Origin of the sequence: Chitinilyticum aquatile DSM 21506 (assembly GCF_000430805.1) — a bacterium.
Lineage (GTDB): Bacteria > Pseudomonadota > Gammaproteobacteria > Burkholderiales > Chitinibacteraceae > Chitinilyticum > Chitinilyticum aquatile.
This window is the reverse complement of the sequence record NZ_AUMS01000004.1, coordinates 464,585-480,802: the sequence shown is the minus strand read 5'-3', so window position 1 is coordinate 480,802 and position 16,218 is coordinate 464,585. Positions and strand designations below refer to the sequence as shown.

13 protein-coding genes are annotated in these 16,218 nt (G+C 58.9%); 3 read left to right on the top strand and 10 right to left on the bottom strand.

Annotated features, from left to right (window positions below):
- The 10 genes from H559_RS0105075 to yihA all read right to left on the bottom strand — a co-directional run.
- On the bottom strand, nt 1-220 hold a 220-nt coding region (locus H559_RS0105075), incomplete at its 3' end, for an RHS domain-containing protein (protein ID WP_034639686.1).
- A gap of 11 nt (nt 221-231) precedes the next feature.
- Nucleotides 232-3,873, bottom strand: coding sequence for an RHS repeat domain-containing protein (locus tag H559_RS21465; RefSeq protein WP_081412882.1), 3,642 nt, complete (start codon nt 3,871-3,873; stop codon nt 232-234).
- A gap of 663 nt (nt 3,874-4,536) precedes the next feature.
- Nucleotides 4,537-4,839, bottom strand: coding sequence for a hypothetical protein (locus H559_RS0105065; protein WP_028451797.1), 303 nt, complete (start codon nt 4,837-4,839; stop codon nt 4,537-4,539).
- An 812-nt stretch (nt 4,840-5,651) separates the two neighbouring features.
- Nucleotides 5,652-6,026, bottom strand: a complete 375-nt coding sequence (locus H559_RS0105055) for a hypothetical protein (protein ID WP_028451796.1) — start codon at nt 6,024-6,026, stop codon at nt 5,652-5,654.
- A gap of 2 nt (nt 6,027-6,028) precedes the next feature.
- On the bottom strand, nt 6,029-8,320 hold the full coding sequence (locus tag H559_RS19040; protein ID WP_034639684.1) for a YfjI family protein: 2,292 nt from the start codon (nt 8,318-8,320) through the stop codon (nt 6,029-6,031).
- A gap of 2 nt (nt 8,321-8,322) precedes the next feature.
- On the bottom strand, nt 8,323-8,793 hold the full coding sequence (locus tag H559_RS21460; protein WP_051278947.1) for a CHC2 zinc finger domain-containing protein: 471 nt from the start codon (nt 8,791-8,793) through the stop codon (nt 8,323-8,325).
- Nucleotides 8,794-8,796: 3 nt separating this feature from the next.
- The gene (locus H559_RS19030) at nt 8,797-9,048 is read right to left on the bottom strand and encodes a helix-turn-helix transcriptional regulator (protein ID WP_034639680.1); all 252 of its coding nucleotides are present in this window, start codon (nt 9,046-9,048) and stop codon (nt 8,797-8,799) included.
- Complete coding sequence (locus H559_RS22565; protein WP_155845297.1) at nt 9,045-9,392, bottom strand: hypothetical protein; 348 nt, start codon at nt 9,390-9,392, stop codon at nt 9,045-9,047. Before H559_RS22565 ends, H559_RS19030 begins: the two co-directional genes overlap by 4 nt.
- Nucleotides 9,393-9,666: 274 nt before the next feature.
- Nucleotides 9,667-10,968, bottom strand: coding sequence for a tyrosine-type recombinase/integrase (locus H559_RS0105035; RefSeq protein WP_028451795.1), 1,302 nt, complete (start codon nt 10,966-10,968; stop codon nt 9,667-9,669).
- 311 nt (nt 10,969-11,279) lie between these two features.
- The gene (yihA, locus tag H559_RS19025; protein ID WP_051278946.1) at nt 11,280-11,954 is read right to left on the bottom strand and encodes a ribosome biogenesis GTP-binding protein YihA/YsxC; all 675 of its coding nucleotides are present in this window, start codon (nt 11,952-11,954) and stop codon (nt 11,280-11,282) included.
- Nucleotides 11,955-12,066: 112 nt separating this feature from the next.
- Here yihA and H559_RS0105025 point away from each other — a divergent pair, with 112 nt between their 5' ends.
- From H559_RS0105025 to ccsB, 3 genes are all read left to right on the top strand, one after another.
- Nucleotides 12,067-12,696, top strand: a complete 630-nt coding sequence (locus tag H559_RS0105025) for a c-type cytochrome (RefSeq protein WP_028451794.1) — start codon at nt 12,067-12,069, stop codon at nt 12,694-12,696.
- Nucleotides 12,697-12,847: 151 nt separating this feature from the next.
- On the top strand, nt 12,848-14,830 hold the full coding sequence (locus tag H559_RS0105020; RefSeq protein ID WP_245579333.1) for a cytochrome c biogenesis protein ResB: 1,983 nt from the start codon (nt 12,848-12,850) through the stop codon (nt 14,828-14,830).
- Nucleotides 14,827-16,134: a c-type cytochrome biogenesis protein CcsB gene (gene ccsB / locus H559_RS0105015; protein WP_028451792.1), complete on the top strand. Its 1,308-nt coding sequence runs from the start codon at nt 14,827-14,829 to the stop codon at nt 16,132-16,134. Before H559_RS0105020 ends, ccsB begins: the two co-directional genes overlap by 4 nt.
- Nucleotides 16,135-16,218 lie beyond the last annotated feature (84 nt).

Below are 16,218 nucleotides of genomic sequence, written 5' to 3'. Positions count from 1 at the left end.
TGGGGAGCTCCAGCCCGAACGGTTCCGCCAGCGGGCCGTTTTTCCAGACGACCCGGTTTTGTTCGTCGGTCATCAGCCGGGGCGTGTCCAGGTGGTCGGTGTGCAGGTAGTACACCTTGAGATCCGCCGCCTGCGCCAGCGGGCTGCCGAGCAGCAGCAGCAGGCAAAGCAGGTTTCCGGCGAGGGTGGCAATGGCGCGTTGCAACTGGCTGGTGTTCATCGCGGCTCCGTTCATTGCAGGACCGCCAGTGGCGTGTCATCCAGCCAGAGTATTTCCCGGCTGACTTTCCCCGTGCCGTCGCTTTCGCCGATGAGGTGGCCGGCGAGGTCGTAGTGGTACAGCGTGTCGCTCACGATCTGGCCGTTGTTCGTGAGGGTTTTGCGGATGCGCTGGCCCAGTGCGTTGAGGTGATAGCTGGCCTTGTCTGTTGCGCTTTGCATCGCTACCAGGCGGCCACGGGCGTCGTAGGTGTATTGCGCGGTGCCATCGTCGATGGTGTTGCCGGCCTTGTCGTAGGTGAAGTTCCGGGGGGGATTGCTGAGGGCTGTCAGGCGGTTGCTGGTCGGAGCAATCGTGACGGTTCTGGTGTTGCCCCCCTGGCTTTGCGAGGTTCGGTTTCCCGTGGCGTCGTAGCCGTAGCCATAGCGGCCTGTCGGCAATGCGGCGCTGGTGAGCCGATCCTGAATGTCATAGCCGTAGGTGCCGCTGTTCTGGGGATTGCTGGCGTCACTTTGCCCCGTGATCCGCCCTGCGCTGTCCATGCTGAGCTGCCAGAGCGTGTTGCCCAGGCTGTAGCTGCTGATCTGGCCGTCAAGGTTCCGGGCGCGGCGGTGAATCTGGCCTGCTCCGTCTGTCCATTCCCTGATGCCGCCAAAGGGGTGGTAGCTGATGGCGCTGGCAATGGTTTTTTTCTGGCCGCTGCCTGCTTCCGCGCTGTCGGTCAGCTCGATCTGGGTGATCTGGCCAGCGGTGTTTCGGGTGTAGCTGATTTGTCTGCCGCTCGGGAGAGTCTGTCCGCTGAGTTGGCCGGAGGCGTAGGTGTAACTTTGGCTGTGAATGAGGGAGCCGGTGGTGCGGATGAGGTGTATCACCCGGCCTTGCTCGTCGTAGATGTACTGGAGCCGATCGGTGAGGAGGCCATTGCTGAGTTCGTCGATTCCGGTGAGGCGGCCCTTGCCGTTGCTGCCCACATCCCAGGTGTAGTTAACCTGCCGGCCGTCCTGGTGGATGAGCTGAATCGGGCGGTTCAGAGCGTCGTAGGTGGTGGTGGTCTGCTGCCCTCTGGCATCGGTGCGGGATAGTTCATTACCAGCCGCATCGTAGCTGCTGGTGGCAATGCCGGTATCCGGGCTGGCGGTCTGGGTGCGATTGCCAAGCCCGTCGATGGTATACGTGGTGACGAGGGCTCGGGGGTCACTGACCTGCGTGAGCTGATCCTGCCCGTCGTAGGTGTACCGGATCACGCAATTGCCCGGGTCGGTCAGAGTGATGAGGCGGTTGAGGGCGTCGTAGCCACTGGTGGTGCTGTGGCCCAGCGGGTCAGTCACTTTGGTCTGGTTGCCATTCGGGTCGTATTCATAGCGGGTTACCTGGCCTTGCCCGCCAATGTCTTGCGCCAGCCGGGAGAGTGGGTCATATACCCGGCTGCGCGTTTGTGCCAACTGGCCCAGCGGGTCTTTCACATCTTCCCTGATCCGGTTGCCCATGGCATCGAGGGTATAGACGAGGTGGTTTCCCTCGGCATCGGTGATTGCCGTTAGCTGATGCCCGGCATCATAGCTGTAGGTCAGGGTTCGGCCATCCGGCAGGGTAATCTGGGTGAGCAGTCCAGCGCTATCCCAGTTGTAGGTGCTGCTCTCGTTGCCAACCGTTCTGCTGGTCAGGCGGCCCTGCTCGTCGTAGGTCAGGGAGGTAACGACATTGTTGGGGTCGATAATCGTGAGCGGATTACGGTTGAGGTCGTAGGCCGTAATTCGGGTCACATGCCCGAGCGCATTACTGATGGTTGCGACATTGCCACGCTTGCCCAAGTCAGCATCGGCAAGGCCGTAGTAACTGATGGTGGTGAGATCAGACACATCAGTGCGCGGGCCATCGGCCGTCAGCATCTGGCCATTGATGTTGTAGGTGTAAGTCCAGGTTTTGGGGCTGCCCGTTACGACAGGGGTGAGCCCGGCGGCCCCTGTAATGTCAGCGGTGGCCTGTTCGGTTTTTTTGCACAACACGCCGATCAGAATGGCTCCACCCGACAGCTTGGGGATGGTTGCCTCTGCAGGAGCACACATCAGCGCACTGCCGGTCGCAGGGTCAATGTCGCCATTGTAGACATAGGTCGTCAGTTTCTTCGCTTCGGCAATCTTCACCGGAAATCGCCAATAGCTGTGCCAGGCCGTGCTGACTGTCCGGCTTTCGGGGCGGGCATCACCGGCGTTGTTCAACCCTTCCTTCCGCTGCGTTTCAAGGTTCCGTGCGGAATCATAGGTATATCTAGTCAGATACCCATTGAAATCCCACCTGACAAGTACGTTGCCATTCCCGTCGTAGGTGATGTTCGAACTTGCTGCGCCACACCCGCTGCCACCCGGCTGGTTTACGCTCTTCAACCGCCCATAGCCACTGCGCACAAACGTGTATGACCGGGTAGTACCCAGTGGATCAGTGACCTTGGGGGTGCCAGGGGAGGTGAAATCAAACCGGTAACTGGTCACCAAGCCACTACTGTTCCCGAAGCGTTCGGTTTTGATGACTCGCCCATAATCGTCATACGTAAACAGCGACAGCCGGAAGCCTTTCTCATCTATTTCGCCGGTAACGGCCCCAGGGAATTTTGTGTTCTCATACAGATACTGCTTGGTCGTGGCGCCGGAGCGGCCGAGCGAGCCGATTGAGGCCAAATGGCCACCCGCATCAAAACCATACTGAATCACATGCCCGTTTGGCGCAGTGATGCGATCAATCATCCCTTCTGGCGTCAGCGCAAAACGAAGGGTTTGACCATAACGATCCGTGGCCGAGCTCAATTGGCCATTGTTTGCATAGGTCAGGGTTACCGAGGGGCCGGCCGCCTGATCGATGGCCTGCAGGCGGCCTGTCTTGTCGAAGCGCCAGATGGAGGAATCCACATGGGAAAAGGAAAGATCGCCCGAGGCATTCATCCCCAGTGAAGTTGCATCATTCTGCAGCGCAACCAAGCCTTCGGGTTTCTGCACAAAAGAGCGGAGGTTTTCGCCGGGAATGTCGACGTTGAATACCTTGGTCAGCCCTGCTGAATCGGTCGTGACCCACACCCTGGCATCGTAACTCGTACTCCAGCCAACGGCCTGAACACTGCCGCCATCCGGGTCAACCGCCGGCTTGGCCGCCGTTAATAAACCACCAACACCGCTGAAGCTCGGCAGGGATGTATAACTGCGGTAAAACCGGAAACGCTCGAAAACGGGAAGATCGACGATCTTCCCGTAATACTTGGAGCCATCGGAAATCGCGACCGGATACGGCGTGGTACTGCACACATCGCGATAGCGGGCGCAATAGCGTTGATTGCCCGGGCCAAGGTAGGGGCCGTCTTCGCCGGGGGCACAGGAGAATGTTTTGGTTCGATAGGCAGAAACAGGGTATGTAGAATCAATTTCACCTGCAGATGGATTGCCATTGCAACCGCTTTGTGTTGACCCTTTCGTCCTAAGCAGACGATGCTGTTGCCAACGGCCGTCGTTTACGAGCGAATTAATCCACGCACCTTCCGGCTGAATGAACGGGCCGGAACAAAAGTAGCGATTCATCCTACCAGTAGCATCCGCAATGGCGGCGGATAAGGATGGGGAGGGCCTGTTGTAAACTGGAAAGGATAGCTTCCCGTGGTATAGGTCCATTCGGTTTCACGTGCCGGTGTGCACATCGCGCCGTTGGCTTTGCCAGCCTGCTTGCAGAAAATGTCATATGATGCCGCCGCATTGAAGGACAGGCTCTGCAGCAGAAGAAAGGAAAGCAGAACGGGGAGTCGCGCTGCGGTGCGAAATATGGCAGATGCCAAGGGTTGATGACCCTTCGGCACCGGCATGATGGCTGGCGTTTCTGCGTCTGAGGCTAGTGCCTGAGCGCCCTTTCTTACACCCCGACCGAGAGGCTGATCTGGACGGCGAGAATGCAAACACCACAACACGTTCAGGAAAACGTTAAAACAACACATCGTTGACAATCCCCTGCCACCGTCCAGCCACTTGTTTCGAGGACACTGCTTGCCGCCATGCAAGCACGCTCGTGATTTCAGGGCTTCACGCTCATCACTAAAGGACGGCGCGAGTTTTTGTCAGGATTGCCTCAAAACCACTGCGCAATAGTGCGCCAAAAAGACAGCTCTGTGCAAGGAGCAAAGGAGACGGAGTCAGGCCTACTTCCTCGCAATATTTTGCCATGCTGTGCTTTGCTGTTAATCCCATCAACAGCCTGCGCATGAGTGTTCGGTGGGGTGATCACGGGTGTTCAGAACGGGTGGTCATATCCGGTAGAGTCCGCAGGAGCCAGAGTCATATGGCCTAATCCGGCTTGTGCATCCGACCTATCTGATACAGCCGGTGATCACGCAGGAATTCGGGAATATCCAGATCGCTTAAGGTGTTGCGCGGCAAATCGTCTTCCGGTGTTCTTGGCCGGCGATTCCGAGTCAGCCACTGACCATCTTCGCTCAGGTGACAGGTCACAACCCAATGCTTGCGATATTCCTCGCGCTCGCGGTTGCGCTGCTCGCGCTGTAGACGCTCACGACAAAGAAACAGGCTGCACAAGACGATGAAGGCCAGTACGGCCAACGCCAGCAACATGCTGAACCAGTACGGCATGGTTCACTCACAAGAAGTTAAGGGTGATAATCAGAAACTCGGCAATGTTGTTACGGCTGAGTGTGTGCTTGCTGTCTTCCATGTCCACTTCATCCATCCCCACAATGATGTCCTTGGTCAGAAATCACAAATGAGCCGATGAGGCAGAATCAAAATAGCTTCGGGATAGTGACAGCCTTGACTTTGCCTGCCTTTAGCCATTCGGCAATATATCAGTTGCCAGTGTCCTTAAAAACGGCTCAGGCAGAAATGGGTGGGCATAAGACGCGAGGGCCCCATAACTGCAATGCGGTTAGTGCGAAAGTTAGTGCGCTAACCAAGTGCTACAGCCCTCGCGCGCGCGTTGGGGGTGCGAACCAGAGTGCGTACCAAATGGCAGCGGTGATTGCGCAATCCCTTACGGGCTGTGGCTTTGCAGCCAGTTCGCACCCGGTTTGCAGCGGCGTGACTGCGAAGTGAGTGATGACTACGGTTACCTTCATCGCGGATGGCTGTTAGGGGGCTGGTATCCGTGGATACCGGTCTGGATACCCGCGCCCCCATAAGATCGTGAATAACTCGCGGAAAACCAGTCTTAAACCCCTAAAAACCCTGTTAACCAGCCTGGTAACCAGATTTTGTTAACCAAAATTACCGGCCGACTGCGCGCACGGCCCAGTGCAACCGCGCCGATGATGCGACAGCGCTGTCACATGATGAGAAAGTGCATCTGCCGGGAGAGGCTGCCCACACACCCCTGGTAACCATGGAAACCAGCTGGAAACCGCCGCCCTGGAAACCAGCTTAGTGAGTTTTACTGGCGTGACACAGGCTCATGAGTCACCTTCATTCAGCTGGCAAGGCAATCCCGTATTGATCATCGCCACCACATCGGACAGCGCCAGCGACTCGGCGACATCCCGGCTGAGCTGCCCGTCATGCTGCCGAATGGCTGCGCGCTCCTGATACAGCTCCGCCAGCGTTTGCCACGGCAGCTTGCAGCCGGTGGCCAGCCATGTCCTGACAATCTCGGGCGGTGTCTGGTCTGCCTGCTTCCGCAATTCGGCAATGATGCTGGGCTTGTGCTGCCGGATGTACTCGGCCAGCTGTTCGGTGATGCGCCCGGCAGGCGTAACGGCAATGTTCTGCCCGCCGGGTTTCAGGCTGACGCGCAGGCCAGCCCCGGCCAGAACGGATAGGGCTGACATGGTCAAAACTCCATACTTGCGGCTTCCAGATCGGCCAGCCATTGCAGTTGATCGGTAATCGGCTCATGTAGCGGCGGTGTAGCCTCAACGGTCTGCGCAAACATCAGCTTGGGCTGGCTTATGTCCTGCTGCGGCATCACTTTCCCCGGATTGCTGTTGCTGTCTGTGCTGTTTTTGCTGTCTGCGGAGCTGTTTGCTTCTGTCCAAACAGCGGATACAGCGGAAACAGCAACAGCAGCCTGCTGAAACAGCGTTAATTCCCCGGTACTCTCTGTCAGCCAGCGGCGGCGCAATAGCTCGTCAATAGCGGCAGTGCGGCGGTTTGCGTCCTTGCGCAATTGGCCCGGCGCATATTGCCCCAGCTTGTTCCGAGTGAAATCCTTCCACCCTTTACCCTGTAGCCAGTGCAGCAGCTCTTTCGCGTCCTTCTCCGTCTGGCTCAGGGGTTTTCCGGCCGGAACCAGCAGGCGGCGGGCTTCGTCCAGATGCCACTGGGCGATGGCCACGGCACTTTGCATGGTGTCGGCCTCGATGCGGCCATACGCGCCATGCTTCAGCATATGCAGCACGCAGGCGATGCGAGCGGCATTGTCGGCGCTCTTGGCGGCCACATCGCACAGTGCGGCATAGTCACCCCCGCCACCCGACTCGGCCTCAATCCGGTCGAAGTAGTCAGTCCAGACTTGTTTGGCCTCCCTGTTCAGATGGATCAGCGTGGTAGTCAGTCTGCCGCTGGCGCTGTCCATGTTCAGTGGGGTGGCGGCCAGATCGGCAAGACGGCGGTGATAGGCATCCAATCCGGGCCAGCTTGCTGGTGGCTCCCGGTAGGTTCGCGTGCCGATGGTGCTGGACGGGTTGCCCATCAGGAAACGGGCCATCAACCCACTCCCCCTTGTTGCGCTCTCCGTACGCTCCATAAAATCACGCAGTACCGGTGCTTGCACCATCAGCGACATGGACAGCCGACGCCCGATAAGCTGGTAGCTGTCATCGGCGCGTTTGCGGTCTACGGTGAAGCTGCCCGAGTCCCACAGCACATTGAGTGCGGCAGCCAGACGGGTAATCCCGCTGTTTTCCGCCGCTCGTCCACCAAAGAAGCTCCCACCCTCACTGGACGCAATGACCGCCGTCGGCCAGCCTTCATGCAAATGGCTGGTGATGCTCTCGAAGCTGAAGTCACCCTGGCCAAGCTCAAAGCGTGGCACACGCAGCGGCGCAGGTTCAGCGGCTTCATGCTGGCGCAGGCGATGATGCTGCTCGGCCATTTTCTCGTCGTCCGATTTCTGCCCGGCGGCCTCAATCACTTTGAGAATGCCGGCCTTCTCGGCTGCCCATTTGGCGCGGTCTGCGCGGGCGGTACGGACTTCTTGCTGCATGACCTCTGCCTGTGCGCTGGCGTAGTTGCGGATTGGCTTCATGAAATAGCCGTCAACCGTAGTCTTGCGTTCGCCGGAATCCGCGACGGCCAGTAGAAACAGCGAGCAGGGGCTTATCAGCTTCTCGTCACGGGCTACATCAGCCAGCCCTTGCGCCACCGTTGCTGCCGCCTGCAATGCGCTCATGGCGGCCAGTGCGGGCGGGCATTGCAGGTAGTCGACGACCTCCCCAACGGCAGCGCGTATCTGCTGCGGCAATGCCTCCAGCGGATAGGGCGCGGGTTGCTCGTCCTGCTCGAACAGTTCCGGCTGCAGGGTTTGACACTCCCAGTCCAGATCGGTGAATGGATTTCCGTCCGGGTGCTGCGCGAACCAGTCGAAGGCATCCCCCTTGTCGGGTACGCCAGAACTGGCCGGGTCGATTGTCCAGACGGTGCAGCCCATGCCCAGCAGGCGCGGCAGCAGCTCGCAGGCCCATTGCGTGCCAGCAGCATCATGATCGGGCCACAGGTATACGGCGCGACCAGCCAGCGGAGTAAAATTGCAACTCGTCGCATTACTGGCCCCGCCTGTGCTCAGTGTCACCAAGCCCCGCTTGGTGCAGGCATCGGCGGCTTTCTCGCCTTCCACCAGCAACACGCAGTCAGCGCCAGCCAACAGCGCAAGGTTGTACAGCGGTCTGCCGTTCGGGTGAAGGGGTTCACCCAACTTGAAGCCCTGCCCGGCCTGCCAGAATGGGCGGATTTCCTTCCTGCCATCCGGGTGTTTGCAGCGAAAGCGCCAGAAGATCGGTGCACCATCTTGCAGGGTATAGACATGCAGCCCTTCAGCATTAAAGCCCTTGGACAGATACCCGCACGCAAAGCCCTTGGCAGCGATGCGAGCGGCATCATCGGCGCGAATTGTAATATCTGCCATGTTCATGCCCTCCATGCGTTCAGACACTTGGCTGCGGTCGGGAAATCGCAGCCGGTACGCTGCATCTCAAATGCCAGCACATCGCCGCCATGCACCCCGCAGGCCATGCAGCGGAATGCCCCGGTTTCCAGATTCACCCGCAGACTAGGCGAACTGTCCTTGTGGAAAGGACAAAGCGCATCACGCCAGAGGCCACGGCCATGCAGGCGCATGGCAAGCTGTTCGACGTAGTAGATGGCGGGTGATGGCAGTAAACTACGGTCAAAACGCAAGGTTTTGCTGCAACCTTGCCTGAAACCATCCCCCCTGAAACCTTGCGGCTCCTGATGCGACGCGGCCAAGGGCTTGGCAGCAAAGGCCGCCAACGCCTGAGCGATACGCGCATTGAATTTGGAGGAATGGCTCGGCTGCCGCGTTGCCAGGCGTGCTGCATCCGCCCCGGCGGCTACCGGGGATTTTTGTTCTTCAGTCATGGCTTAGCCCTCCCCGAACAAGTCGGACAGGTATTGGTCCAAATCAGCGGTTTTGAACAGGCTGATCGCCGGAGATGGTTTTACCGGCTGCGGCAATTTGCCATCGGCCACGAGTCGCCACAGATGGGGAACACTCACACCGATGTAAGGGGCTGCGTCTTTGGGGCGTAGCACTGGTGGATAGGTGCCATGCTTGGCGGCAAAGAACTGCGCGATGTTTTGGGAGCAGGCTTTGGATTCGATGCGGGTAGTCATTGCGCACCTCCGCAAACGGGCAGGCTGGCAATGCGGGCGAGCGTCAGAACGGTACTCGGGCAGGGTCTTGTCATGGTGACCTCGGATAGCCTCACGGCATCAAGAATTACAGTCATTGGGTTAAGTTGAGTTTGTCGCTCAGGCTCAGGGTCAGACTCGCCGCCACCTCCAGAAGCGGCTTTTTTGGCATTGCTGCCTGTCGTGCGGGTCTTGGGGGCGGAGGCGCGGCTGTTGCCTGAGTTGAAAAATGAACGCCACATATATTGCAGCGGAGCAAGCTTTTCTGTGTTGACGCTTTCCTCTAATCGACAATATTCCAAATCATCCCAAAACAGGGTAGCCATGCGTCCTCCATATCAAAAATGACAATAAAAATAAAGCGAGACGCTAAACACATCTTCTATGTCTCATGCCGTATGGCCGAATATATTGTGTTTAACAGTATCAATCAACACCACATATTGCGTCTAAACAATTTTTCGTTCTTCCTTCACCCTGCCGGCCAGACATACTCCACATTGGGTATTCCGGCCTGTCGCACCTGCCACAACTCATAAGCCATTTGCAGTGCCAGCCAGGCATCAGCGTTACCTCCAGCCGCAGCGCCATTTCCAGGCATTACGCCCGCTTGAGCGTCACGACGTTATCGGCTTCGGGATTAGCGAGCAGCTCCAGCCGGCCACCAAGCAGTTCAAATGCCGCTTTGCGTTCGCTCATGTATTGCTGGCGCTGATAGGTTGCCGTCACCCGGTTACGCTCCTGATGGTTTAAGCACTTGTCGATGACGGAGGGTATCACCCCCAGCTCGCCCATCGTGGTTGCAGCCGTACGCCGCAGATCGTGCGCAGTCCAGTTACCGGACAGCGCCAGCGTGCCGTTCTGTCTGGCAAGATGAATACGCCTGCTCAGATAGCCATGCCGGATTGGATGCTGTTCGGATTTGTCGGGGAAAAGCCAATCACCTGGCGACACCTCGCGTAACTGTTCAAGGGTGTCGATGGCAAACCGGCTCAGATGGATCGTGTGCGCCTTGCCGTTCTTGGATCGCTCTCCCGGTAATGTCCAGATGCCGGTAATCAGGTCAAACTCCACCCAGCGCGCGGCGCACGCCTCGGTAATCCGGCAAGCCGTTGCCAGTATCAGCCGCAGCGCCAGACGCCAGCGCAACGGCATGGTCTGTTCGCCCAAGAGCGTGCGCAATTCGGTTTCACTCAATATCCGTTCGCGCATTTTGTCCGGCGTGCCGATTCTGGCCTTATCGATTTCAGCAGCAGGATTGAATGCGGCAGGAACAAGGCGCAAAGCACGTGCCCAGTTGTATATCCGGCCAGCATCAGCAGCCAAAATGTAGGACTGATACCCCGCCCCGCGTTCGTTTATCTTCTGCATGGCGGCGATAATCATTTCCGCAGTAACTTCATCAGCCAGCACGTCGCCAAAGGCAGGCATAGCATCCTTGCGATGCCGGCGCATCATCTCGCCCAGCCGCTTGAGCTTGCCTGTATGGGCAAACTCGTAGCGGCTTACCAGATCGGCATAACTCAGGCGCGCGGCCTGTCTGGCGGCTTCTGCTGCCTTTGCGCGGGCTTCTGCCTCAGCAGCCAATCGGGCGGCTTCTGCCGCTTCCTGTTCGCGCTGGCGCTGTGCAAGCGGGTCAACGCCCTTGCGAACTTGCTGGCGGTAATCGTCCCGCAGCTTGCGGATAATGCTCAAATCATCGGCCGGCCATGAGCCGCAAGAAATTTCGCGCAACTTGCTGGTTTCCGGGCTGCGGTACTGGTAGGTAAAGCCGACAGATACAGGGTCACCGGCAAACACTCTCCCGGCCAATCCGCCACCATCTGCCAACCGGTCACCCTTGTTCTCGGGTTTCAGCTTCTTGAGCTGCAAAACACTGATCTGATTCTCCGCCTTCGCCATTCCCACGCCCCGACAAATTGAGCCACGCCCCGACACACGCCCCGACAAAGTTTCGGGATTTGATGATTCAGGATGATACGGGATTAGACAGCGAAAGAACAGGAATCAAGCATAATCAAGGCCTTGCAGTTCATTAGCAAATGGCATTAGACGGCAAAAAGGCAAAAAGAAACCCCGGCTCAAGGGGACAGCCGGGGCGCAATGAGCCCTGATTGGATCAGGGCACCCGCTCAGGGAGGAAAAGCGGGAGGTGCAGGGGCGCACCTGATTGAAAAATAGAAGCCTTTTTGCCAAAAGCAAACAGGAATTGATTACCGCTCGTCAGTCACGTGGGTACCGGCCACATTGTCGCCGGCATCCGCATCGGCGACACCTTCGATGGCTTCCAGAATGGCCGGGCTGTTGGCAAACCACTGGCCAACGATCACTTCGGTTTCTTCGACGCCCTGCTTCTTCAGGCTGGAGAACAGCTGCACGGTCACCTGATCGTAGGCGCCCAGTTCTTTCTTGACCTCGCGCAGCGTCTTGATGCCTTCCTGCTTGCTGAGCTTGTCCGACTTGGTCAGCAGGCAATGCACGGGCTTGCCGGTGGGCAGGAACCAGTCAAGCATCTGGCGATCAAGCGGCGTGAGCGGGCGGCGCGAATCCATGATCAGCACCAGGCCGATCAGGCGGTCGCGATGCACCAGATAGAGGCCGAGCAGTTTTTCCCAGTGCGCGCGCACATCGGCCGGCACCTGGGCATAGCCATAACCCGGCAGGTCGACCAGCCGCCGCTGCTGCCCGAAGTCAAAGTAATTGATATGCTGCGTGCGGCCCGGCGTCTTGGAAACAAAGGCCAGCCGGGTGTGATTCGCCAGCGTATTGATGGCGCTGGATTTTCCGGCGTTGGAGCGGCCGGCGAAGGCGACTTCCACGCCCTCGTTGGGCAGGGCACGCAGATCATTGACAGTAGTGAGGAATTGCAAGCCACGAAAGAGCGACATCAGGCACGACCAAATGTAGTTTGTAGAAAAGTCTTGTTATAGAATAACAGGATTTGATTGAAACCAGCGCCGGCGCAAGACCGGCGGAACGCCTCACTGAGGGAGCTTAGCTATGCGCCGCGTACCTGTCGCCGCCACAATTGCAGCATTTTTGCTGTCCACTCCGTTCGCCATCGCGGCCAACGCCACGCCCAAGGGTGATCCCAGCAAGGGCAAGGTGATTGCCGAGCAGGTCTGTGCGGCCTGTCACGGTGCCGACGGCAATAGCGTGATTCCGGCCAACCCGAGCCTTGCCGGCCAGCACGCCGATTACATCGTCAAGCAATTGCAGGAATTCAAGGCCGGCAAGCGCAAGAACGGCCAGGCTGCAGTCATGCTGGGCTTCTCTTCGCAATTGTCGGATGCCGACATGCGCAATGTCGCCGCATATTTTGCAGCCCAGACTCCGAAAGAGCGCGGTTCCTCGAACAAGGAACTGGTCGCTGCCGGCAAGAAAATCTACCGCGGTGGCGTAGCCAGCAAGAACATCCCTGCCTGTATGGCCTGCCACGGCCCGAACGGCGCCGGCATTCCGGTGCAGTATCCCCGTGTCAGCAGCCAGCACGGCTCCTATGTCGCTGACCAGCTGAAAGCCTTCCGCACCGGCGAGCGCGCCAACAACCAGGTGATGACCGAAGTCGCCGCCAAGATGTCGGACGCCGAGATCAAGGCCGTTTCCGAGTACATCCAGTCCCTGCACTAAGCCGTACGCAGGCACGGCCGGGCATGGAACCTAATTCCTCCGGCTTTATCCAAGAGGGGCAGCTTCTGCCCCTCTTTTCCATTCCATGGCAATGACCCGATCTCGCTCCCAGTCCGGCTTTCTCCGCTCCCTTTATGAATTGGCGTCGTCAATGCGCTTTGCCGTCAGCCTGCTGGTGGTACTGGCCATTGCCAGCGTGATCGGCACTGTCCTGAAACAGAACGAGCCGTACAACAACTACCGCATCGAATTCGGCGAATTCTGGTTCCGCCAGTTCGAGGCCTTCGGCCTGTTCGATGTGTACCACTCCAGCTGGTTCCTGCTGATTCTGACCTTTCTGGTGCTCTCGACCAGCCTGTGCATCTGGCGTCACGTGCCGGGCATGCTGCGCGAAATGCGCGGCTTTCGCGAGCGCGCGACGCTCAGCTCGCTACAGCGCATCAGCCACCATGCCGAAACTGGAAAGGCACTGGATCCGGCACAGATCACCGCGCACCTGCAGCAGCACGGCTACCGCTGGCGCACGCGCGATGGCGCCGGCTTCACACTTATCGCCGCCAAGAAAGGCAGTTACCAGAAACTTGGCTATTTCTTCGCCCACGCCGCCATCGTCGTCATCTGCATCGGCGGCCTGATGGATGGCAACCTGCCGCTGAAGCTGGCCGAAACCTTCGGCAGCAAAGTTCCGGAAATGCGCGACGTGCCGCAAAGCCAGATTCCAGCCGTCAGCCGCCTGCAAAGTGGCAATCTGAGTTTCCGTGGTGACGTCTTTCTCGCAGAGGGCAGCTCGGCCGACGTGATTTTCCTGAACGCCGGCCAGGGTTATTTCGTGCAGGAACTGCCCTTCCTGCTGAAACTCAAGCAGTTCCACATCGAACACTACAGCACCGGCCAGCCCAAGCGTTTTGCCAGCGATATCGAGGTCTATGACCCGAGTGGCAAGCTGCTGAAGAGCGGGACGGTCGAAGTCAACAAGCCGCTGATCGTCGATGGCGTCGCGATCTACCAGTCGAGCTTCGGTGATGGCGGCTCGGCGCTGCAGCTGCGCAGCTGGAATCTGGCCAGTGGCGAGAGCTCGGCACTGGCTGCCACGTCGAAAAGCAATCAGCCACTCACGGTCAATGGCGAGCAATACCGTCTCGAATTGCTGGATTTCCGCCCTTTCAATATCGAAAACATGGGTCGCAAGACTCCCGCTGACGGCTCGCTGCAAAGCGCAATGGCCGTCGCGCAGAGCGTGAAGGGTGAGCACAATCTGAAAAACATGGGGCCGTCGATCCAGTTCAAGCTGCGTGACGCCACCGGCCAGGCAGTTGAATTCCAGAGCTACATGCTGCCATGGCAGGATGAAGGCGCCTGGTATCAGCTATCAGGTATGCGCCGGGAAGTATCGCAACCAATGGGCTTTCTGCGTATACCCCTTGATAAGGACATGAAGCCGGACACCTTCATGCGCCTGCGCACGTTGCTGCTCGATACAAAAAACCATGGTGAAATCGCCAGGCGCACGGCCGAACAGGCCTATCGCTCCGGCGGCGTTTCATCGGAAAGCCGCGAGCAGTTCGAGCAGATCACGCAGGGTGTGCTCGCCGAATTTGCAAAAGGCGGCTTCCCGGCCATTGATGACTTCCTGACCAGCCGCGTTCCCGAAGCACAGCGCCAGATCGTGGCACAGACCTATCTGAAAGTGCTGCAGGGTGCCACGCAGGAGGCGCTTGCCCTCGTGCAGCAGCGCGCCGGCCAGCCAGTCGCCCAAGCCGATGCCGCGCAGTTCCGTTTCAATTCCGACAGCCTGGTCGCCATCAGCAATATGTTCGACTTCGGCAGCCCGGTCTATCTGCAGCTGGAAAGCTTCGACGAAGTAAAGGCCAGCGGCTTCCAGCTGACGCGCTCGCCCGGCAAGAACGTCGTTTACCTTGGCTCGCTCTTGCTGGTGCTGGGCATTTTCTTCATGTTCTATATCCGCGAGAACCGTCTGTGGGTACGCATCAGCCCGGAGGGCAGCATTCTGGCGCTGACCAGCAACCGCCGCAGCAGTGACCTGGACCGCGAATTCGAACTGCACCGTACCGCCCTGCTGCCAGCAGACCCGCCATCGCCGGAAGATGGCTCGAATGAAAAGGAATCCGCATGAGCTTCGCCCCCGCCAGCCGCACCACTCTTGGCAAACTCGACTACGGCTTCGCCGCGCTGATCGTGCTGGCCGCCGTGTTCACCTTCCAGCGCTATGGCAGTTTCCTTGATTACTACGAGCAGGGCATTCTGCTTGGCAGTGCGGCCGGCATGATCTGGCTGGGCTGGTTCTGGAAACCGCTGCGCGTCTTCATTCCGCTGTGCGGTCTGCTGGCACTGGGCGGTATCGCGCTCTACGACGGCGAGCTGGGCAACGGCGCCAGCCGCTTCTGGCTGAAATATGCCCTGTCGAGCCAGTCTGCCGTGATGTGGATGTGCGTGCTGTTCTTCCTCGCCACACTGATGTACTGGCTCGGCTTGCTGGGGCGCTCGGCGACCGCCCTGGGTGTGGCCAGCGGGCTGACCTGGGCGGCAGCCGCAGCGGCGCTGATCTCCAAGCTGGTACGCTGGTACGAGAGCTATCTGCTGGGCGCCGACGTCGGCCACATTCCGGTTTCCAACCTGTATGAAGTCTTCATCCTGTTCTGCCTGATCACCGCGCTGATGTATCTCTACTACGAGGGCCGCTACGCCGCACGCAGCATGGGTGCCTTCGTACTGCTCGTCATTTCTGCTGCCGTTGCCTTCATCATCTGGTACACCTTCGACCGCCAGGCACACGAAATCCAGCCGCTGATTCCGGCGCTGCAGTCGTGGTGGATGAAGATTCACGTTCCGGCCAATTTCGTCGGCTACGGCGCATTTGCCATGGCCGCCATGCTGGGTGTAGCGTGGCTGCTGGCCGAACCGGCGCAGCAGACAACGGCTCAGCGCAGAACACTGCTGCTGGTGGCCGGCGGCATCGCTGCACTGGCTGTCGCACTGCACCTGGGTTCCGGGCAGCTTGGTGACGTCTGGCAAGGCCGCGCGCTCTTTGTCGCCAAATTCGGCTATTGCGCTGCGCTGCTGGCCATTGTCGCGGCCAATCGCGGCAAACTGGCCGGCCACCTGCCTGCGCCGGCGCTGCTTGATGAAATCTCGTACAAGGCCATCGCGGTAGGCTTTCTGTTTTTCACCATTGCCACCATTCTGGGTGCGATGTGGGCGGCAGATGCCTGGGGCGGTTACTGGAGCTGGGATCCGAAGGAAACCTGGGCGCTGATCGTCTGGCTCAACTATGCGACCTGGCTGCACATGCGCCTGATCAAGGGCTGGCGTGGCGCCACGCTGGCCTGGTGGTCGGTAGGCGGCCTCTTCGTGACGACCTTTGCATTTATCGGCGTCAACATGTTCCTCTCCGGCCTGCACTCTTACGGCGGGTTGTAATCATGTTGCATACGGTGTAATCCCAGTCACGTTCCGGTAATGAGTCGCCGTATAATCATTCCCGGAATGACAGGTTTATTAACG